The following is a 20329-nucleotide window of genomic DNA, read 5'->3' as shown; positions in this document are numbered from 1 at the left end:
TCAGCGCCCTTCCAGATACGGGCCGAAAACCCGGGAAATTTTTTCTTCCAATCGCAGCGGATAGTCCAACAGCATGCCGTTTTCGCCGAGCTTCTGTGCCAAATTCGGTGTCAGGGTACACACCTCCTGGTACAGGGTCCGTAGCCCCTCCTCGCCCTCGTTTTCGATCAGGAAATCCACCACGTCCCCAAAGCGGAACCGGTCCTTTCCCGCGACCTTGCGATAGGATCCATCGGTCATGCGGAATGCCAGATCGGCGATGAATTGCTGCCATGTCGGCGCATGGGCATGGCCGACATAAATCCCCGGCATCTCTTCGATATTGGTGGCTGGCTCGCCCTGCCAGTGGATCGCATGAATACCGAAACGCATCCCCTCGACGCCGGTACGCACGAAAAGCTTTCCCTCGATATGGCTGATAAAGCCGCCGCGCAGATGCAGGCCGAAGGTGGGATAGATGTCCTCCAGCACCGACGCGGGCCGCCCCACCGCGCGCGGGGTCAGCTTGAAGACCTCTTCCGCCTGCCCGGCCATTTGCTCCGCGGATGTCAGGCGTATTGCGATCTTGTCGGGCTCTGCCCGGGCCAGGTGTTCGGCCATCGACCGCTGCGGCAGCAGGAATTCATCGACATCAATATGGGCCAGCCAATGGCAATCGGTGTCGTAATAAGCCTGTGTCGCCACCCAGACCTGCCGCATCCGGTGGCTGTCCATCCGGTCCTTTTTCTGCGCCGCCCAATAGGCAACGTCGCAGGCGGTGACTTCGATCCGCGGATGCCGCGACAGTGCGGCGACCGTGGCCGGTTCGGGATCGTCGAGGTATATGTGCACCCGGTGCGCCCCCAGATCCAGGTTGTGGGCGGCAAAGCGCAGGATCGCGTCCAGCGGCGCCTTGACCAGTGAAACCGTGCCCCACCTGAGGCGTGCCGGATCGGTGATCTGGCGCGATGCGGGCACCGGCACCGGGTTGCGCTTCTTTTTGGTCTCGGGCGTTGCCCCGGCAGCGCGCTGTTTTTCCTTTCGGCTCCGCATGGTGCGCAACCGGCGGAACACCGTCTTGTCGTCCTCGATCAACAGGCTCAGCAGCCGCTGCACCAGGGGCCGGATCACTTCGTCCCTGTCGGCCTCCTGCCACAGCCGGCCCAGCATATTGATGTCGAGCCCCCCGCCCGTGATCGCGTAGGCATCCATCTGCATCGCCAGTTGCTTGGCCGATTTGCGTTTCCACGCAAAGGCCTGATCCGGCGCCGATCCGGAAAACAACCGTTCGGTCTCATAGAGCTTCATCATCCCGAACAGCACCGATAGCGATTGGCCGAGGCTGCGCTGCAGCTCGGTCTGGCCGTGATCGCCGAAGGTGGTGACCGCCGAGACCAGCCAGCGCGCGTCGAGATGCGCGATCAGGTAATCGGCTTCCTCGGCCCAGAGCCGGAGGAAAAGCTGCGCCGTGTGGGGCGGCTGGTCGTCCCGGCGCAGATTGGCGACAAGTAGCCCGTGCAGGTGTAATAGCGCCGGTTCGGAATCGAATTCCCCGGCCAATTCCCGATACTTGCGGGCATAAGTTGACGACGATTTCCCTAGTTCCGGCGCCGCCGAATCCATCCGCTTTTGCTTCAATGGCTGGAAATCGACATCGAGTGGCGGCAACTCTTCGCCGGGGCCATAGGTGAACGGCGCCATCCGGGTTTCCATCTGCGCGACGATCGCGTCGAACCCGCCGGGATAGGTTGTCTTTTTCTGCTCGCTCATGGGTGAAGAATGACGCGGGCCGCGCTTTACTGCAAGTCAGTTGGCCGATCTTGGCAACGCGCAGATCCGATGCTGGCGAAAGCGGTTCCTAAACCGCGGAAGGATGCAGTTCCGGCTGGTAGCCCGCCGCCAGTGCCCGCACCGTCGGGGCCGGTGTCAGGACCATCACCACACCGCCGGGGCGGTTGCACTTTGCCTTATAGCCACCTGTCTTGAATAGATAAACCGAATCTCCAAGGATCAGGGCGGGTTCCGGTGCGAGAATGAAGACACCGTCCGGCAGGGAGTCCGCCCGGGCCTCATGCCGGACCTGTTGCCGATTGCGCGACACCCGCGCCCGGTGCAGCGCCTTGTCGATATCGCCGATCCGCGCCACCGGGCCGTGTGCGTCTTCCCAGGCGGCACGAAAACGTCGCGCATCGGCGCGGCGGCATTCGTGACAAGGCCGGTGCCCGGCGGCCAGTGCCACCGCCTCATCGAGGAAAAACAGCGCCGTCCAGCCCCGGTCCGGCATCGGCCCGTGATAGCGATCCTTGAACGACAGCCTGCAACAAACCCAATGCGGATGTTTCCAGCGCGAAACCCCAAGCGTGCCATCGGGCCGGTGCAGGATACCGCGATTGCCGGTGAAGAGCCCCCGCGCCGGATCGGCGACGATCTCCCCCGTCGGCAAGACGCGGTTCTGCAGCGTCACACCATCATTTCCTTCGTCGCCGACAGTTTCACATCCGGGTAATCGCGTTCGACCCGGTCGATATCCCATTGCAATCGCGTCAGATAAACGATGTCACCGTCATTGTCTCGGGCGATGTGCTGCTTGTTGGCGTCGACGAACTTGTCCACCGCCTGCTTGTCGCCATGGACCCAGCGGGCAGAGGTGAACTGCGATTGCTCGAAGCGCACCGGCAAGCCGTATTCCATCTCGATCCGGCTCGCCAGAACCTCGAACTGCAGCGCGCCGACGACACCGACGATAAATCCCGACCCCATGTTCGGCTTGAACACCTTGGCGGCACCTTCCTCGGCGAACTGCATCAGCGCCTTTTCCAGATGCTTGGCCTTCATCGGATCGCCCGCGCGGCAGGTCTGCAGCAGTTCCGGCGCGAAGCTGGGGATGCCGGTGACGCGCAGCGCCTCACCCTCGGTCAGCGTGTCGCCGATGCGCAGCTGGCCGTGGTTGGGGATGCCGATGATGTCGCCGGCCCAGGCTTCCTCGGCCAGTTCGCGATCCGAGGCAAGGAACAGCACCGGGTTGGTCACCGCCATCGGTTTCTTGGTCCGCACATGGGTCAGCTTCATACCGCGCTTGAAGTGACCCGAGGCCATCCGAATGAAGGCCACCCGGTCGCGGTGTTTGGGATCCATGTTCGCCTGAACCTTGAAGACGAAGCCGGAAACCTTTGTTTCATCAGGCGAAATCTGCCGCGGCTCTGCCGACTGAACCTGCGGTTCGGGGCCGTATTTACCGATCCCGTCCATCAGTTCCTTGACGCCGAAGGAATTGATCGCCGATCCGAACCAGATCGGGGTCATGTGCCCTTCCAGCACCGCCTGCGGGTCGAGCGCGGGCAGCAGTTCGCGCGCCATCTCGACCTCTTCGCGCAGCTGGTCGATCAGTTCAGCCGGCACGTGTTCGGCCAGTTTCGGATCGTCCAGACCGTTGATTTCGATGCTTTCCGCCACCTTGTTGCGGTCGGCGCGGTCCATTAGTTCCAACCGGTCGTTCAGCATGTCGTAACAGCCGATGAAATCGCGCCCCACCCCGATCGGCCAGGAGGCCGGGGTCACGTCGATGGCCAGGTTTTCCTGGATCTCGTCGATGATGTCGAACGTGTCGCGGCTTTCGCGGTCCATCTTGTTACAGAAGGTCAGGATCGGCAGGTCGCGCAGACGACAGACTTCGAACAGTTTCTGGGTCTGGCTTTCCACCCCCTTGGCGCCGTCGATCACCATCACCGCCGCGTCCACCGCCGTCAGCGTGCGATAAGTGTCTTCGGAGAAATCGGAGTGGCCGGGCGTATCGACAAGATTGAAGCGGAAGCCGCTGTAATCAAACGACATTGCCGACGCGGACACCGAAATACCCCGGTCCTTTTCCATCTGCATGAAGTCCGACCGCGTGCGCCGCGCCTCGCCCTTGGCGCGCACCTGACCGGCCATCTGAATGGCGCCACCGTAAAGTAGGAACTTTTCGGTTAGCGTGGTTTTACCGGCATCGGGGTGCGAAATGATCGCGAAGGTCCGACGGCGGGCAATTTCGGGCGGCAAAGCGGGGCGGTTCGAGGCGGTGTCTAACATGAGCGCGATATAGAGAGCGACGGGCACGGGTGCAATACGTCCCGTGCCAAAGCGCCCTTTCTATGCACCCCGCCTAAGCAGTGCGATCACGAACGATAAGCACATCGCAGGGCGGGTTTCGCATCAGGTCGCAGGCCACGCTTCCCAGAAAGGCGCGGTGATGCCCGATCCGGCCATGGGCCCCCACGACGATGAGGTGCGCGTCTTCACGCCGCGCGACATCCCGCAGAACCGTCGCGGTGGACCCTTCGACGATTTCGGTTTCGGCCACTTTGTCTGGCAGGTCGGCCTTGGCGCGCCAGAGCGCATCGTTCTGGATCGGTTCGCGGCTGAAACTTTCCAGCAGATCGTCCGCTCCGCCGGACTGCGCCAGCATACCGCGATATGGAACATGAAAAGCGTGGACCGGCAAGATGCGCGCCCCCGGCGCGAGTTCCGCCACCAATTCTGCGCCGGCGGTCGCGTTGGGTGAGAAATCCGCACCGAGAACGGCGGTTTCATAGGGGCGTTCATCCCTGTCCGCCGCCAGCAGGACCGGCATATGGGCAAGGCGCGTGATCCGCTGCGCCGTGGTTTCGCGCAACAGATCGAGGAAATTCCGGTCACGATGCGTTCCCAGGATCAGGAGATCGGCGTTTTCCCGTTCGGCACATGCGATGATATCGCCGGTCGGGTCGCCGGATTGAATCCGGACATCGCAGCTTACGTCGTCGCCCAGCGTCTTGACGAAGTGGCCGAGCGATTTCTGCGCTTCGTCGGTGATGTCCTGGACGATTTGCTCCGGCAGGGCGTCGTCGATGATGCTGAGGACGATCAAACGGGCCTTGTGCGCCCGCGCGATGGCAAAGCCGCGACGCAGTGCCCGGTCTCCGCGATCCGAAAGATCCGTCGCCGCAATGATGGTGCTGATCATGAAAGTCCCCCCTGAGTTCGCAATGCCAATCCAGTTGGTTATCTTTCACGCGTCTTTCAAGCACCGCGAAGATGCAAAGGGCGCAAATCGTGAAACGATCAGGCGGCAATCGCAATGCAAGAGGCGAAAAACCGGCCCTTAGGACATGCCCCTGTGCCGAATGGCCCGTTGCCCCGCGCGTGCGCGGGCCCGAACCGTCCGCGCTCAGCCCGTCGAGGCGCGGCGCAGGGTGGCGGTGACATCCGCCCCTTCCGCCTGAGGCAGGTCGAAGTCGAGATAGGACCGGTCGGAATGGCGCAGGCTGCCTGCCCGCATCCTCGCCACCACGTCCTCGGGCAGGATCGCCGAACTGCGCAGGTCGGCGAGCAGGGTTTCGGCGGCGATGCCTTCGGCATAGATGATCTGATGATCGTCGAACAGCAGCTGGTAATATTCCACGAAACCGCCGTCGGTACGCGTCACCGTGGTGCCGTTGACCAGGTCGCGCGCCTTGATCAGCAATTCGGCCCGCCCTGCGCCCAGTTCATCCGACCGCTGGTAGACGAACAACCGGTGTTCCGGGCTGACCACGAGGTCGCCGCTGTTGTGCAGAGCGCCTGCCGCGATGTGGACCGGGGCGAATTCGCCCATGGCGCGCGCGGTGGTCTGCCCGATCCAGCGCAATTCCTGCGCCCCGTCGTCGCGGGTCAGCACACGGTCGCCGACCTTCAGGTCTTCGACCCGGCGCTGTTCTCCGGTCGCCATCGTGATATGGGTGCCGCGGGTGAAGCTGACACAGGCGAATTCGCCCAGCTTGGCGCGGGCGTTTTCGGTATCGACCCCGACCAGCACCAGTTCCTGCTTGGGCTGCAGCGGCGCCAGCGGCAGCGCGTAGATTTCGACCACGTCGCCGTCTTCATCCACTTCGACCAGCACCAGCACCTCGGTGGTGACACCCTGAATCGACATGAAGGTCAGGCAACTATCGAGGTGGATCACCGCGCCGGGCTGGCCGATTTCGGTATTGCCGGTGATGGTGAAGGCGCCGCATTCGCCCGGTGCCAGCGCCAGCCGGGTGGCGCGCGCCGCAGGGCGTACGAAATAGGTATCGTCCAGCACCAGTTCATCCGCGAATGACAAGTTATCGCCCAGGTTGGCACCATGCGACACCACCATTGCGCTGCAACGGTAGACCGGTAGCCTGAAGATAGAACTGGGGCTGAAATCATTCATCGGCACACACCTTCCCGCCGGTAACAACGGCTTACTTTCCAAACACAGTCGATAGTTTACGATTATGTCGCAAAACGATCAATCCAGCGGCCTTTTGCTGGCATTTCCCTTTTGGAGGGAACACTATACTTAACGGTTAGCCGAAGTGGCGTTTTAGAAACAATACAGGGGAATCGATCGGAATGGATCTGGGAATCGCAGGTAAAAAGGCCTTGGTATGTGCTTCGAGCAAGGGTCTGGGCCGCGGCTGCGCCGAGGCCTTGGCCGAGGCCGGTGTCAATCTGGTGATGAACGCGCGCGGCGCCGAGGCGCTCGAAGCCGCAGCCGAGGAGATCAGGCAGGAATACGGTGTCACCGTCGAAACCGTCGCTGCCGACGTGACCACCGAGGAAGGCCGCGCGCAATTGCTGGAAGTGGCGGGCCAGATCGATATCCTGGTCAACAATGCCGGCGGCCCGCCCCCGGGCATGTGGACCGACTGGGACCGCGAGGATTTCATCAAGGCGCTCGATGCCAACATGCTGACGCCGATCGCGCTGATCAAGGCGCTGGTGCCGGGAATGATGGAACGCGGCTGGGGCCGCGTGGTCAACATCACCTCGCAATCGGTGAAGGCGCCGATCCCGGTTCTGGGCCTGTCCAACTCGGCCCGCGCCGGTCTGACCGGTTACGTCGCCGGCACCTCGCGCCAGGTCGCCGGGTCCGGCGTGACCATCAACAACCTGCTGCCCGGCATCCACGCCACCGACCGGGCGATATCGCTGGACACGGCGGTATCGCAACAGCAGGGGATCAGCATCGAAGAGGCTAAGGCCAACCGCTGCAAGACGATCCCCGCCGGGCGCTACGGCACGCCGGAGGAATTCGGCGCGATGTGTGCTTTCCTGTGCTCGCAGCACGCGGGTTTCATCGTCGGCCAGAACGTCCTTCTGGATGGTGGCGGGGTGAACTCAACCTTGTAAACCACTGTGCGGGGCGAAATCCGACGTGGATTTCGCCCTGTTTTCTGTTCCAATCAACACCCGGTCGCGCTTGGTAACGCTTGCGTGACGCACTGCCGCACCGCATTGCCCGAAGCGCAATTGCGCCTTATCCCGCTTTGAACCAACGACAAAGGGGATGGCGATGAAGCATGAAGCGGTTCAGGATTATTACGGCAAGGTCTTGCAGGGCAGCGACGATCTGCAGACCAATGCCTGCTGTTCGCCGGCGGACATGCCGGATTACGTCAAGGACGTGCTGCGCAATGTCCATGACGAGGTCCTGACCCGCTATTACGGCTGCGGATTGGTGATGCCTCAGGGATTGCAGGGCGCACGCGTGCTGGATCTGGGATGCGGCGCGGGGCGCGATGTCTATGCGCTGGCACAGCTTGTGGGCCCCGAGGGATCGGTTGTCGGGGTCGACATGACCCCCGAACAGCTGGCCGTGGCCGAAGCGCATAAGGATTGGCACGCCGAAAAATTCGGTTTCGCCAATGTGGAATTTTACCAGGGCTATATCGAAAAACTGGCCGACCTACCGCTCGATCCCGGCAGCTTCGACGTGATCGTGTCGAATTGCGTGGTGAACCTTGCGACCGACAAGCAGGCGGTGCTACGTGGCGCCTACGACCTGCTGAAACCGGGCGGCGAGATGTATTTTTCCGACGTCTATGCCGACCGCCGGGTGCCCAAGGCGATGGCCGAGGACGAGGTGCTGTACGGCGAATGCCTGTCCGGGGCGTTGTACTGGAACGATTTCCTGACCTTCGCGAAACGCGCCGGGTTCGACGATCCCCGGCTGGTAACCCACCGCCCGCTGACCATCGAGAACCCGAAGCTGGAAGCGCGGGTGGCACCGCTGACCTTCACCTCGGCCACCTACCGGCTGTTCAAGCTCGACGGGCTGGAGTCGGAATGCGAGGATTACGGTCAGGCGGTGATCTACAAGGGCACCCTGCCCCATGCACCGCACGGTTTTGACCTCGACGCGCATCATTACATTGAGACCGGCAAGGTGTTCCCGGTCTGCGGCAATACATGGAAGATGCTGGCCGACACCCGCTTTGCCGATCACTTCACCTTCATCGGCGATTTTTCCACCCACTACGGGATCTTCGCGGGCTGCGGCGGCGATCATCCGTTCAAGGACGATGCCGGTACCGCCGAGGATTGCGGCTGCTGAGAAAGCGTGCGCACCACAGGGCCCTGCCCATTTTCCGGGTCGCAGGTTTGAAAAACTCCTGAATGCGCATTTCGAGTTGATCGAAACGCCTGCCCGGCTGCAGGCCGGGCAGTTTATCCATGTGATACAACATTTGGGCGTTGCCTCAGAGCCATTGCCCCACGAGAATCCTTGTATGCCGCGCCGAGGATTGCTAAGGGTCCGGAAAGCCCGATGGTTTTGATCGGAAACCCAGGAAACGCCTTTGTCCGTCACGCCCCCCCGCCTTGAGATCCGCAACCTGGTCCGCCGCTTTGACGGCCGGCCGGTGGTCGACGACGTTTCGCTGAAGGTGATGCCCGGGCAAGTCACCTGCCTGCTGGGTCCGTCGGGCTGCGGCAAGTCGACCACGCTCAGGATGATTGCCGGGGTCGAGATGCAGGACGAAGGCGAAATCTATGTCGACGGCAAACTGATCTGCGACACGGTGTTCCGGGTACCGCCCGAACGTCGCCATATCGGTCTGATGTTCCAGGATTTCGCGCTGTTTCCGCATCTGACCGTAGGCGACAACGTGGCGTTCGGTCTGTCCGGGTCGAAGGACCAGAAACGCGCACGGGTCAAGGAACTGCTCGACAAGGTCGGGCTGAAACGGTTCATCGACAGCTATCCCTACCTGCTGTCGGGCGGCGAACAGCAGCGCGTGGCACTAGCCCGCGCGCTTGCTCCGCGGCCGAAGATCATGCTGATGGACGAACCGTTTTCCGGGCTCGACAACCGGTTGCGCGACGACATCCGCGACCAGACTCTGGAAGTGCTGAAACAGGAAGACGCCGCCGTTCTTCTGGTCACCCACGAACCCGAGGAAGCCATGCGCATGGCCGACGAAATCGCGCTGATGCGCGACGGGCGGATCGTGCAGCAGGGGGCGCCCTACAACATCTACTACGCGCCCCGGGACAAGCAGGCGGTGGCGTTTTTCAGCGACACCAACGTGATCCGGGGCACGGTGCGCGGAGCGCTGACCGAAACGCCCTTCGGTCAGTTCCTCGCCCCCGGCGTGCCGGACGGCAATGACGTGGAAATCGTCATCCGCCCGCAGCACCTGAAGATCGAGTTCGACCGCGGCGGCAAGGGCCCGCTGCCGACGCCGCAACACGGCAGCGCGGCGCGAGGCGAAGTGGTGCGTGCCCGCTTCATGGGATCGGAAAGCCTGGTCGAGATACGGATGGATTACGACGGTTCGGTCCTCAAGGCGACGGTGCCGAACGTGTTCCTGCCCAGTCCGGGCCGGGTCCTGTGGCTGATGTTCCGGCGCGACCGCTGCTTCGTCTTTCCGGTCACCTGATCCGCGCAACCGAACAGATTCCGCCGACATGATCCGTATTTGTGGGTATCGCGCGCGCCGGAACCGACCCCGGTTCGGCAAAAAACAGCCCTGTGCGGCGCTTTGGTTCTTCCAACCCGCCCCTTTCGTCATTAGATACAGGGATGATTATACCCGGGCCCGGGGATGAGGGCCCGATCAAGGGAGAACCTAAATGCTGAACAATATCGGCCTTCCCGGCCTTCTGCTGATCGCCGTCGTTGTGCTGGTCCTTTTCGGTCGCGGCAAGATCAGTTCGCTGATGGGCGAAGTGGGCAAGGGCATCACCGCCTTCAAGAAGGGCGTCTCTGACGGCTCCAAGGAAATCGAGGACAAAACCGCGGAAGAAGCCAAGGACGTGACCCCGGAAAGCGAAAAAGACAAGGTCTGAGCGCATGTTCGATCTTGGCTGGACCGAGATGCTTGTCATCGGCATCGTGGCATTGATCGTGGTGGGTCCGAAGGATCTGCCCGGCCTGTTCCGTTCGATCGGCAATTTCGTGGGCAAGGCCAAGGCAATGTCCCGCGAATTCAGCCGCGCCATGAATCAGGCGGCGGATGAAGCCGGTGTCAAGGACGTGACCGAGGGGCTGCGCGCCGCGACGAACCCCGCGCAGTTCGGAATCGACAAGGTCAAGGACGCCACCAGCGAATTCACCAAGTGGGACCCGGACGCGGATAACGGTCTGGACGAAGACCGCGCCGACGCGGCCAAGAAGATCCAGGACGCCACGGCGAAGAAGGCACAGGCCCGGAAAGACGCCGAAGCCGAAGCCAAGGCGGCGGAGTCCTCGAACACCGCGCCGGAACCGCAAGCCTCCCCCGCCGAGGACAAGGCCCCCGAGGACAAGGCATGAGCAATACCGACGAGCTGGAAGACAGCAGCGCGCCCCTTATCGAACATCTGGCCGAACTGCGCACGCGGCTGATCAGGGCCCTGATCGCCTTCATCATCGGCATGGTGATCTGTTTTTCCTTCGGCGGTGCGATCCTCGATTTCCTGCTGATCCCGATCGAAAACACCATGCGCGATCTGGGCAACCCGAACCCGGTGATGCAATACACCGCGCCGCAGGAATACTTCTTTACCCTGATCCGCATCTCTATGGTCGGCGGCCTGGCCCTGGCCTTCCCGGTGATCGCGCACCAGCTTTGGCGCTTCGTGGCGCCGGGGCTCTACAAGAACGAAAAGAACGCCTTCCTGCCCTTCCTGATCGCATCGCCCGCGCTGTTCCTGCTGGGCGCGGCCTTTGCCCATTTCGTGGTCATCCCCCTGGCGATGGCGTTCTTCCTGGGCTTTGCCGATTTCCCGTCCTTCGTTTCGGCGATCCTGACCGGCGAAGAGGTGCCGCAGGCGACCGACAAGGGCATCGACATCGTTTTCAACGGCAAGGTCAACGAAACGCTCGACATCACGCTGAAGATGATCGTCGCCTTCGGGTTGTGTTTCCAGCTGCCGGTTCTGCTGACGTTGATGGGCAAGGCCGGTCTTGCTTCGGCCGATGGTCTGCGCCGCACCCGTAAATACGCGGTGGTGGGCATTCTGACGGTTGCCGCCTTGGTCACGCCCCCGGATGTGACCACGCAGCTGATCCTGTTCATCGTGGTCTACGGGCTTTATGAAATCTCGATCTTCCTGGTCGCACGCGTGGAAAAGAAGCGCGAGGAACGGCTTCGCGAAGAAGGTTATTACGACGACGAGGAAGACGAAGCCGAACAAGACTTCGACGATCCTCTGATGGCCGAATTCGACGAGGACGATAAGTGAAGAAGAAGATGAAGCGGATCGCCGAGGCGCTGGAGCGGATGGCTCCGGCGCCTTTGGCTGCCCCCGATTTCGATGCCGCCGACGCCTTTGTCTGGCATGTCGATCCGGACCGGCTAGCGCCGGTCGCGCAGGTCAACCGAATCGACCTGTCGCTGCTGGTGGGGGTGGAACGTACCCGCGACACCCTGCTGGCCAACACGCTGCAATTCGCCAAGGGCCTGCCGGCCAACAATGCGTTGCTGTGGGGATCGCGCGGGATGGGCAAATCGTCCATCGTCAAGGCGATCCATGCGGAAGTGGTGAAACAGGGCCATGGGCTGAAGATCGTCGAACTGCAGCGCGAAGACCTGCCGTCGGTGTCACGGCTTATGAACCTGCTGCGCGGGTCCGAACACCGGTTCCTGCTGTTCTGCGACGACCTGAGCTTTTCGCACGATGACGAGCATTACAAATCGCTGAAGGCGGTTCTGGATGGCGGCATCGAGGGACGGCCCGATAACGTGGTGTTCTATGCCACGTCGAACCGGCGCCACCTGATGCCGCGCGACATGATCGAAAACGAACGCTCCAGCGCGATCAACCCGTCCGAAGCGGTCGAGGAAAAGGTGTCACTGTCGGACCGGTTCGGGCTGTGGCTGGGCTTCCACCCCTGCAGCCAGGACGAATACCTGGAAATGATCCGCGGCTATTGCGACGCCTACGGGGTGTCGGTGGATGAAGATACCTTGCGCGCCGAGGCGATCGAATGGCAGGCCACGCGCGGGGCGCGGTCCGGCCGGGTGGCGTGGCAGTATTTCACCGATCTGGCCGGGCGCAAGGGCGTACGGATCTGATCTGAGGCCCGGCGCAACGTCTCCGTCAGCGCTTCGTTCCCAAGGAACGTAAAAGCCCCCTCCCGTAAGGAAGGGGGCTTTGTTTTTGCAACTCGTTCGGGCGACCTAGCCGACCAGGCGGCTGATCACCACAGTGACTTCGGGCTTCTTGCCGATCTCGTTCTGCGCGGTCTGGCGCACGATCTTGCGCAGCTCACCTTCCAGCTTGTCGTCATCCTTCAGCGTCTTGGCGCCGGCGCGGCCGATGAACTGGCTCAGGTCTTCCTCCAGGCAATCGATCAGCGGCGCGTTGGAGCGGCCGGTTTCTGCCAGCCCGCTCAATTCGCACCACGGATCGCCCAGCACCTCATCGTCTTCGTCCACGATGACCGTGACCAGCACGTGACCGTTCAGCGCCATCCGGATACGGTCGCGCACGATCCCGTCCAGCGCACCGATCAGCACCGTGCCGTCGAGATAGGTACGGCCGGTTTCGACGAAGCCACAGACCTTGGGCGCATGACCGCCCAGATCCAGCATGGTGCCGTTGACCGCGATCGCCGAAGCATAGCCGTTGCTTTCCGCCAGCTTGGCATGTTCGCGCAGGTGGCGGTGTTCGCCATGCATCGGGATCACCATTTCGGGGTGCATCACCTTGTGCATCTCGACCAGGTCGGGCCGGTTGGCATGGCCCGACACGTGATAGCGCCCGCCCCGGTCGTCGACCACGTCGACGCCCATCTCGGAAAACTGGTTCATGATCCGGATCACGCCACGTTCGTTGCCGGGAATGGTTTTCGACGAGAACAGGAACAGATCGCCCGCCTTCAGGCTGATACCGTTGTATTTACCGTTGGCCAGCTGCGCCGATGCCGCGCGGCGTTCGCCCTGGCTGCCGGTGACCAGCAGCATCAGGTTCTCGCGCGGGATGTTGCGGGCGTCCTCGACCGGGACCACCTTGGGGAAATCCGAAAGCACGCCGGTTTCGATCGCCGCCTCGATCATCCGCCGCATCGCCCGGCCCATCAGACAAATCGAACGGCCGGCGCGTTCACCGGCTTCGGCCAGCGTCTTCACCCGCGCCACGTTCGACGCGAAGGTGGTCGCCACCACCATGCCCGGCGCCTCGTCCACCAGGCTTTCGATTTCGTCACCGATGGAGGCCTCGGAGCGGCCCGCCTCGGGGCTGAACACGTTGGTGGAATCGCAGATCAGCGCCTTCACCCCGTCCTTGGCCACCGAGGCCCAGAGATCGGGATCCCACGGTTCGCCCACCAGGGGCGTCTTGTCGAGTTTGAAATCGCCGGTATGCACCACCCGGCCCGCCGGGCTGTCGATGACGAGCCCCGCGCTTTCCGGGATCGAGTGCGAAATCGGCAGGAAGCCGACGCTGAACGGCCCCGCCTGCACGGTTTCGGGCCAGGCCGAAACCGTGCGCACGACCTTTTCCGAAAGCCCGTATTCTTCCAGCTTGCCGCGCGCGATGTTGGCGGTGAAGGCGCGGGCATAGACCGGCGCGCCCAAGCGTTCATACAGATGGCCCACAGCCCCCACGTGGTCTTCATGCGCGTGGGTGATGAAAATCGCTTCCAGCCGGTCCTTGCGTTCTTCCAACCAGGCGATGTCGGGCAGGATCAGGTTCACGCCCGGCGAGCCGTCCATGTCGGGGAAGGTCACACCGAGATCGACCAGGATCAGGCGTTCCTGATCTTTTGGCCCATAGCCGTACACGTAACAATTCATTCCGATCTCGCCGGCACCGCCGAGAGGAAGGTAGATCAGGCGATCGCTGCTCATATGTTGCCTTGGTCCTTGTTGTATTTATGGATCACGGTCAGGCCGTGCATTGTCAGGTCGTCTTCGATGGTGTCGAACAGGTGGTCGGCCTTGTCGAACAAGGGCGCCAGACCACCGGTCCCCACGACTTTCATCGGTTCGCCGTATTCAGCCTTGATACGGGTAATGATTCCCTCGATCAGGCCGGTATAGCCCCAGAACACCCCGGATTGAATACAGCCCACCGTGTTGGTGCCGATCACCTTGTCGGGCTGGCTGATATCCACATGCGGCAGCGCGGCGGCGCCTGAATGCAGCGCCTCCAGGCTCAGGTTGACGCCGGGCGCGATGACACCGCCGACATAGGCCCCGTCAGAGGCCACCACGTCGAAATTCGTCGCGGTGCCGAAATCGACCACCACTACGTTGCCGCCATGCCGGTCATAGGCGCCCGCGGCATTGGCCAGCCGGTCCGGACCCGGCTGGGTGCCTTCGTCGACGCGCGGTGCCACCGGCAGCAGACATTCGGGCTTGCCCACGACCAGCGGGCGGCATCCGAAGAACCGGTCGGTGAAGACGCGCAGGTTGAACACCACCCGCGGCACGGTGGAACTGATGATCACGTCGGTGATATCGGCCTTGATGCCGTAGTGATTGATCAGCGTCGAATACCAGGTGAAATAGGCATCAGCCGTGCGGGCGTGATGGGTCGACGTCCGCAGGGTACACAGGAACTTTTCCCCGTCCCAGATCGAAAAAACCGTATTGGTATTGCCGCAATCGATTGCCAGAAGCATCTTCGCCCTTTCAGAAAAAAATCTCTGCCGCGGGGATCGCCACGCGGGTTTGCGCCGTGGATAGGACAAGATTGCCCGCCTCGTCCACCGTCTCGAACGTGCCGGTAGTTTCGTCGCGCATCGTGCGCGCGGTGATCACCTCGCCCAGCCTTGCGGCGCGCGACAGCCACAATTCACGGATCGGTGCGAAACCGTAGGTGCGGAACTGCGTCTCGTAACGGGCATAGGCGGCAGCCAGCAGGTCTAGGAAATCCTCGGGCGTCACCGCGACGCCGGTTTCGCTCAGCAGCGATACCGGGGGAAAAGCGCCCTGCTCTACCTCGCCGGTTCCCGGCGCGGTTTTCAGGTTCACCCCAATGCCGATGGCGAAATGGCTGAGCCCGCCCGCATGTCCAGCGCTTTCCAGCAGGATACCGGCGATCTTGCCGCCGTTCATCAGCACGTCGTTGGGCCATTTCAGCGACAGGCCCTGCGTGCGGCCGGTGGCGGCGACGAAAGCGTCGTACAAGGCCAGCGAGGCCACGAAGGAGCGCAGCGCTACCTTGTCGGGCGCCTCGTCGGGGCGCATCACCAGGGTGGCGGCGAAATTGCCCGGCGGATCGGTCCAGGCCCGGCCGCGGCGGCCGCGCCCGGCGGTCTGGCGCAGGCCAAGGATCCATTCCGGGCCGGCAAGACCGGGCGCGATCCGCGCCGCTTCGGCATTGGTGCTGTCGACGCTGTCGAGCACCCGGCGTCCGTATCCTTGCGGCCATGTCATCGCGCGCTGTCATCCTTTCCGGTTCGCGTATTGCCCGCGTGCTATAGAGCAGACAGCGCCGGTTTGACAGGGATTTGTCTGGTCCCGCCGCGCCGCGGGGGCAGGAAAACGGCGGGCGTCGTGCGATGCGGCCCCGCCGTTGCTGCCGGTCTGACCGGTGACAAGGTCCGGTGGCTTGATCAGGCCGCCACCACGCGCACCGCCGCGAACTTGAATTCGGGGATCTTGCCGTAAGGATCGAGCGCCGGGTTGGTCAGGATATTCGCCGCCGCCTCGACATAGGCGAAGGGCACGAACACCATGTCGGGCGCCACCGCCCGGTCGGCCCGCGCCAGCAGGGTGATCTCGCCCCGCCGTGTCTGCAGCTTCACCTTGCCGCCCGGATCCACGCCAAGGCGGCGCAGGGTCGAAGGGTGCAACGAACAGTTGGCCTGCGGTTCCACCGCGTCGAGCACTTTCGACCGCCGCGTCATCGACCCGGTATGCCAATGCTCCAGCTGCCGCCCCGTCGTCATGATCATCGGGTAATCGGCGTCGGGCTGTTCGGCGGGCTGGATCACCTCGGCCGGGGCGAAACGGGCGCGCCCGTCCTTACGCGGGAAACCGTCTGCGAAGACGATCGGCTGGCCCGGGTCCTCGGGCGACAGGCTCGGATAGGTGACCGCGCCTTCGGATTGCAGCCGATCCCAGGTGATGTTGTCGAGCGACTTCATACCTTGTTTCATCTCGGCAAAGACCTGCGACGGGTCGGTGAAGGTCCAGTCCAGCCCCACGCGCCGCGCCAGATCGACGGTGATCGCCCAGTCTTCGCGCGCCTCGCCCGGCGGCGGCACGGCGGGGCGGCCCATCTGCACCTGCCGGTTGGTGTTGGTGACGGTGCCCGATTTTTCGTAGAAGGCGGCGGCGGGCAGGACCACGTCGGCGTAATTGGCGGTTTCGGTCAGGAAGATATCCTGCACCACCAGATGGTCGAGCGATGCCAGCGCCTGCCGCGCATGGGTCACGTCCGGGTCGGACATGGCCGGGTTTTCGCCGAGGATATACATGCCCCGGATCTGGCCCGCATGCACGGCGTCGAGGATTTCGGTCACCGTCAGGCCCTTTTCACCGTCGGTATACTTGTCACTTCCCCAGACCGCGTTGAAGTGCCCGCGAATGCTGTCCTCGGTCACGCTCTGGTAATCGGGCAGGAACATCGGGATCAGGCCCGCGTCGGACGCGCCCTGCACGTTGTTCTGACCCCGCAAGGGGTGCAGCCCCGCACCGGGCTTGCCGACATTGCCGGTCATCAGCGCCAGCGAAATCAGGCAACGCGCATTGTCGGTGCCGTGAATGTGCTGGCTCACGCCCATGCCCCAAAAAATCATCCCCGCCTTGGCATTGGCGAACGCGCGGGCAACGGCCCGCAACGTGTCGGCGGGGATGCCGCAGATGCCTTCCATCTTCTCGGGGGTGTAGCCCGCCAGATGCGCCTTCTCGTCCTCCCAGTTCTCTGTGAACTTCTCGACATAGGCTTCGTCGTACAGCCCCTCCTCGACGATCACCGACATGATCGCGTTGAGCATGGACACGTCCGCGCCGGGTCGGAATTGCAGCATGTGGGCGGCGTGGCGCTGCAATGCGGTGCCGCGCGGATCCATCACGATCAGCTTGCCGCCGCGCTTGGCGAACTGCTTGAAATAGGTGGCCGCGACGGGGTGGTTTTCGGTCGGGTTCGACCCGATCACGATGGCCACGTCGGCGTTTTCGATTTCGTTGAACGTCGCCGTCACCGCGCCCGATCCGACGTTTTCCATCAAGGCCGCGACGGATGAGGCGTGGCACAGCCGGGTGCAGTGATCGACGTTGTTGTGGCCAAAGCCTTCGCGGATGAAGCGCTGGAACAGGTAGGCTTCCTCGTTGCTGCACTTTGCGCTGCCGAAGCCCGCCACCGCCTTGCCGCCCCGTTCATCCCTCAGCTTCGCAAGGCCGGTGGCGGCGAAATCAAGCGCCTCGTCCCAGCTTGCTTCGCGGAAATGGGTGAACGGGTTGGCCGGGTCGACGTTGAGCCCCTTGGGCGCGTCGGGCAGCCGGATCAGCGGCTTGGTCAGCCGGTGCGGGTGGTGGATGTAGTCGAAACCGAACCGGCCCTTGACGCAAAGCCTGCCTTCGTTGGCCGGGCCGTCGATGCCTTCGACATACTTGACCTTGCCGTCCTTCACCTTCAGCGACACCTGGCAACCGACGCCGCAGAACGGGCAGACGGATTTGACTTCCTCGTCGAAATCGCGGCTGTCGCCATGCTGCGCATCGTCCAGAACGGTGGCGGGCATCAAGGCCCCGGTCGGACAGGCTTGCACGCATTCGCCGCAGGCCACGCAGGTCGACGCGCCCATCGGGTCGGCGAAATCGAAGGTGGGATAGGCGTCGTGCCCCCGGCCCGCCATGCCGATCACGTCATTGACCTGCACTTCTCGGCAGGCCCGCACGCAAAGCCCGCACTGAATGCAGGCGTCGAGGTTGACCCGCATCGCGACATGGCTGTCGTCCAAGAGCGGAATGCGGTCCTGTTCCAGCTTGGGGAAACGGCTGTCGGATACGCCCTGCGCTTCCGCCGTGTCCCAGAAATGGCTTGATGCGTCATGCGCGGTATCGCGTGCGGGCTGATCGGCGCTCAGCAGTTCGACCACCAACTTGCGCGCGGTTTCAGCCCGCGCGCTGTCGGTCCTGACCACCATGCCATCGGCGGCGGGGCGGATGCAGGAGGCGACCAGCGTACGTTCGCCCTCCACCTCGACCATGCAGGCGCGGCAGTTGCCGTCGGGGCGATAGCCCGGTGCGGGTTTGTGGCACAGATGCGGGATCTTGAAGCCCCGGCCATTGGCGGCGTCCCAGATCGTGGTGCCCTCTGGCACGGTGACGTCGGTTCCGTTCAGGTTGAAGGTGACGGTGTTGGTCATCGCTTACACCTCGTCCTTGAAATGTTTCATCACCAGCCGGATCGGGTTCGGCACCGCCTGCCCCAGCCCGCAGATCGAGGCATCACCCATCACCGTGCAGAGGTCTTCGAGCAATTCGCGGTCCCAGCTTTCCGCCTGCATCAGTTTCACCGCCTTTTCGCAACCGGCCCGGCAGGGGGTGCATTGGCCGCAGCTTTCGGTTTCGAAGAACTTCAGCATGTTCAGCGCCGCCGCCTTGGCGCTGTCCTGATCGGACAGAACCACCACGGCGGCGGAGCCGATGAAGCTGCCATGCGGCTGCAGCGTGTCGAAGTCGAGCGGCACATCGTCGAGCGCGGCGGGCAGCAGGCCCGATGAGGGCCCGCCCGGCTGATAGGCCTTGAGCACGTGCCCCTCGGCCATGCCACCGGCCGCGTCGATCACGTCGCGGATGGTCGACCCGGCGGGCAACAGGTAAACGGCAGGTCGCGCCACCCGGCCGGACACCGAATAGCTGCGCAGACCCTTGCGGCCGTTGCGTTCGACAGAGGACAGGATTTCGGGGCCTTCGCGGCAGACACGGGCGACCCAGTGCAGGGTTTCGATGTTGTGCACCAGGGTCGGGCGACCGAAAATGCCCTCCTGCGCGACGTAGGGCGGACGGTGGCGCGGGATGCCGCGCTTGCCTTCGATCGATTCGATCATCGCCGATTCCTCGCCGCAGATATAGGCCCCGGCCCCGCGGCGCAGGTCGATGTAACCGGGGTCCACGATGCCAGCGTCTTCCAGCGCCGCGATTTCGCGTTTCAGAATTGCGCGCACCGCCGGGTATTCGTCACGCAGGTAGATGAAGCAGGTTTCGGCCTCAACCGCCCAGGCGGCGATCAGCATGCCTTCGAGCATCAGATGCGGCGTGCGTTCCAGGTAATGACGGTCCTTGAAGGTGCCGGGTTCGCCCTCGTCGCCGTTCACCGCCAGGTAGCGCGGGCCGGGATTGGCCCGCACGAAACCCCATTTGCGCCCCGAGGGGAATCCGGCGCCGCCAAGCCCGCGCAGGCCCGACGCCAGCACCGTTTCCTGCACCTGTTCCCAGTCGCAGCCTTCACGCAGCCGCAAAAGCGTATCGTAGCCGCCAGTGCCACGGTAGGTCTCGAAGCCCTCGCAATCGGGAATACGAGGCGCGAAATCGCCCGAGGCAATCACCTCATCCACCTTTTCCGGCGTCGCGCCGTCGACATGGTGATGACCGATCTCCAGCACCGGCGCGCTGTCGCAGCGGCCCATGCAGGGCGCGCGCAGCACCCGGATGCGCGACGGATCGTGGCCCCCTTTCAACGCGTCGAACAGCGCTTCGCTGCCCGCCAGTTCGCACGACAGCGACTCGCAGACCCGGATGGTCAGGTCGGGCGGCGGCGCGTCGCCTTCGCGCACAGGGTCGAAATGGGCATAGAACGTCGCCACTTCCCAGACCTCGGCCATCGACAGGCGCATTTCCTCGGCCAGGGCACGCAGGTGCGGGGCGGACAGATAGCCGTGGGCATCCTGGATCAGGTGCAGGAATTCGATCAGAAGATCGCGCCGGCGCGGCCGGTCGCCAAGAAGCGCCCGAACCTCGGCCAGCGCCGTGTCGTCCAGTTGCCGCCCCTTCGGGGTGGCGCGGCCGCGCTTGCCGCTGCGGCCTGATTTCCAGATGCCGGTTTCGCGATCCAATGCCATGACGGGGTCTTTCCTTGCTGTGGCAACTGCCCTGACGTGCCGCGCCATATCGCGTCGGTCAATTCCAGATTTCCGTCGTTCGATAGGCAAATCCTATCACAA

The 20329-nt window shown here is 63.4% G+C and carries 17 protein-coding genes; 7 read left to right on the top strand and 10 right to left on the bottom strand.

Annotated elements, in window-relative coordinates; translation table 11 throughout:
* The 5 genes from IT775_RS00240 to IT775_RS00220 all read right to left on the bottom strand — a co-directional run bounded on the left by IT775_RS00240 (position 1) and on the right by IT775_RS00220 (position 6172).
* Positions 1–1749, bottom strand: a complete 1749-nt coding sequence (locus IT775_RS00240) for a glycosyltransferase family 2 protein (RefSeq protein WP_212699063.1) — start codon at positions 1747–1749, stop codon at positions 1–3.
* 88 nt (positions 1750–1837) lie between these two features.
* Positions 1838–2443, bottom strand: a complete 606-nt coding sequence (locus IT775_RS00235) for a hypothetical protein (RefSeq protein ID WP_212699062.1) — start codon at positions 2441–2443, stop codon at positions 1838–1840.
* Positions 2440–4047 carry a peptide chain release factor 3 gene (locus IT775_RS00230; RefSeq protein ID WP_212699061.1) on the bottom strand — a complete coding sequence of 536 codons (1608 nt, stop codon included), beginning with the start codon at positions 4045–4047 and terminating at the stop codon, positions 2440–2442. Before IT775_RS00230 ends, IT775_RS00235 begins: the two co-directional genes overlap by 4 nt.
* A gap of 73 nt (positions 4048–4120) precedes the next feature.
* Positions 4121–4960, bottom strand: coding sequence for a universal stress protein (locus IT775_RS00225; RefSeq protein WP_212699060.1), 840 nt, complete (start codon positions 4958–4960; stop codon positions 4121–4123).
* A gap of 204 nt (positions 4961–5164) precedes the next feature.
* A complete protein-coding gene (locus IT775_RS00220; protein WP_212699059.1) occupies positions 5165–6172 on the bottom strand; it encodes a Hint domain-containing protein in 1008 nt (335 codons plus the stop codon).
* A 182-nt stretch (positions 6173–6354) separates the two neighbouring features.
* Between IT775_RS00220 and IT775_RS00215 the strand changes: the two genes are divergently transcribed.
* From IT775_RS00215 to IT775_RS00185, 7 genes are all read left to right on the top strand, one after another.
* On the top strand, positions 6355–7134 hold the full coding sequence (locus tag IT775_RS00215) for an SDR family oxidoreductase (RefSeq protein ID WP_212699058.1): 780 nt from the start codon (positions 6355–6357) through the stop codon (positions 7132–7134).
* 163 nt (positions 7135–7297) lie between these two features.
* On the top strand, positions 7298–8338 hold the full coding sequence (locus tag IT775_RS00210; RefSeq protein WP_212699057.1) for a methyltransferase domain-containing protein: 1041 nt from the start codon (positions 7298–7300) through the stop codon (positions 8336–8338).
* 244 nt (positions 8339–8582) lie between these two features.
* Positions 8583–9665 (top strand): ABC transporter ATP-binding protein, encoded by a 1083-nt coding sequence (locus tag IT775_RS00205; protein WP_212699056.1) that lies wholly within the window; start codon positions 8583–8585, stop codon positions 9663–9665.
* Positions 9666–9858: 193 nt separating this feature from the next.
* Positions 9859–10074, top strand: a complete 216-nt coding sequence (locus tag IT775_RS00200; RefSeq protein WP_212699055.1) for a twin-arginine translocase TatA/TatE family subunit — start codon at positions 9859–9861, stop codon at positions 10072–10074.
* Between the two features lie 4 nt (positions 10075–10078).
* Entirely contained in the window at positions 10079–10540 is a 462-nt protein-coding gene (gene tatB, locus IT775_RS00195) for a Sec-independent protein translocase protein TatB (RefSeq protein ID WP_212699054.1), read from the top strand.
* Positions 10537–11451, top strand: a complete 915-nt coding sequence (gene tatC / locus IT775_RS00190; RefSeq protein ID WP_212699053.1) for a twin-arginine translocase subunit TatC — start codon at positions 10537–10539, stop codon at positions 11449–11451. Before tatB ends, tatC begins: the two co-directional genes overlap by 4 nt.
* An 8-nt stretch (positions 11452–11459) precedes the next feature.
* Positions 11460–12284, top strand: coding sequence for an ATP-binding protein (locus IT775_RS00185; RefSeq protein WP_212699483.1), 825 nt, complete (start codon positions 11460–11462; stop codon positions 12282–12284).
* Between the two features lie 105 nt (positions 12285–12389).
* Here IT775_RS00185 and IT775_RS00180 read toward each other — a convergent pair whose 3' ends face one another.
* From IT775_RS00180 to IT775_RS00160, 5 genes are all read right to left on the bottom strand, one after another.
* Complete coding sequence (locus IT775_RS00180) at positions 12390–14060, bottom strand: ribonuclease J (RefSeq protein WP_212699052.1); 1671 nt, start codon at positions 14058–14060, stop codon at positions 12390–12392.
* Positions 14057–14836 carry a type III pantothenate kinase gene (locus tag IT775_RS00175; protein WP_212699051.1) on the bottom strand — a complete coding sequence of 260 codons (780 nt, stop codon included), beginning with the start codon at positions 14834–14836 and terminating at the stop codon, positions 14057–14059. The genes IT775_RS00180 and IT775_RS00175 overlap by 4 nt, the downstream gene beginning before the upstream one ends.
* Positions 14837–14846: 10 nt before the next feature.
* Complete coding sequence (locus IT775_RS00170) at positions 14847–15593, bottom strand: biotin--[acetyl-CoA-carboxylase] ligase (RefSeq protein ID WP_212699050.1); 747 nt, start codon at positions 15591–15593, stop codon at positions 14847–14849.
* 179 nt (positions 15594–15772) lie between these two features.
* Entirely contained in the window at positions 15773–18532 is a 2760-nt protein-coding gene (gene fdhF / locus IT775_RS00165) for a formate dehydrogenase subunit alpha (protein WP_212699049.1), read from the bottom strand.
* A gap of 3 nt (positions 18533–18535) precedes the next feature.
* Positions 18536–20227 carry an NAD(P)H-dependent oxidoreductase subunit E gene (locus tag IT775_RS00160; RefSeq protein WP_212699048.1) on the bottom strand — a complete coding sequence of 564 codons (1692 nt, stop codon included), beginning with the start codon at positions 20225–20227 and terminating at the stop codon, positions 18536–18538.
* Positions 20228–20329: the final 102 nt, after the last annotated feature.

Origin of the sequence: Thalassovita aquimarina, assembly GCF_018219815.1 — a bacterium.
Lineage (GTDB): Bacteria > Pseudomonadota > Alphaproteobacteria > Rhodobacterales > Rhodobacteraceae > Thalassobius > Thalassobius aquimarinus.
This window is presented reverse-complemented; position numbering and strand designations above follow the sequence as displayed.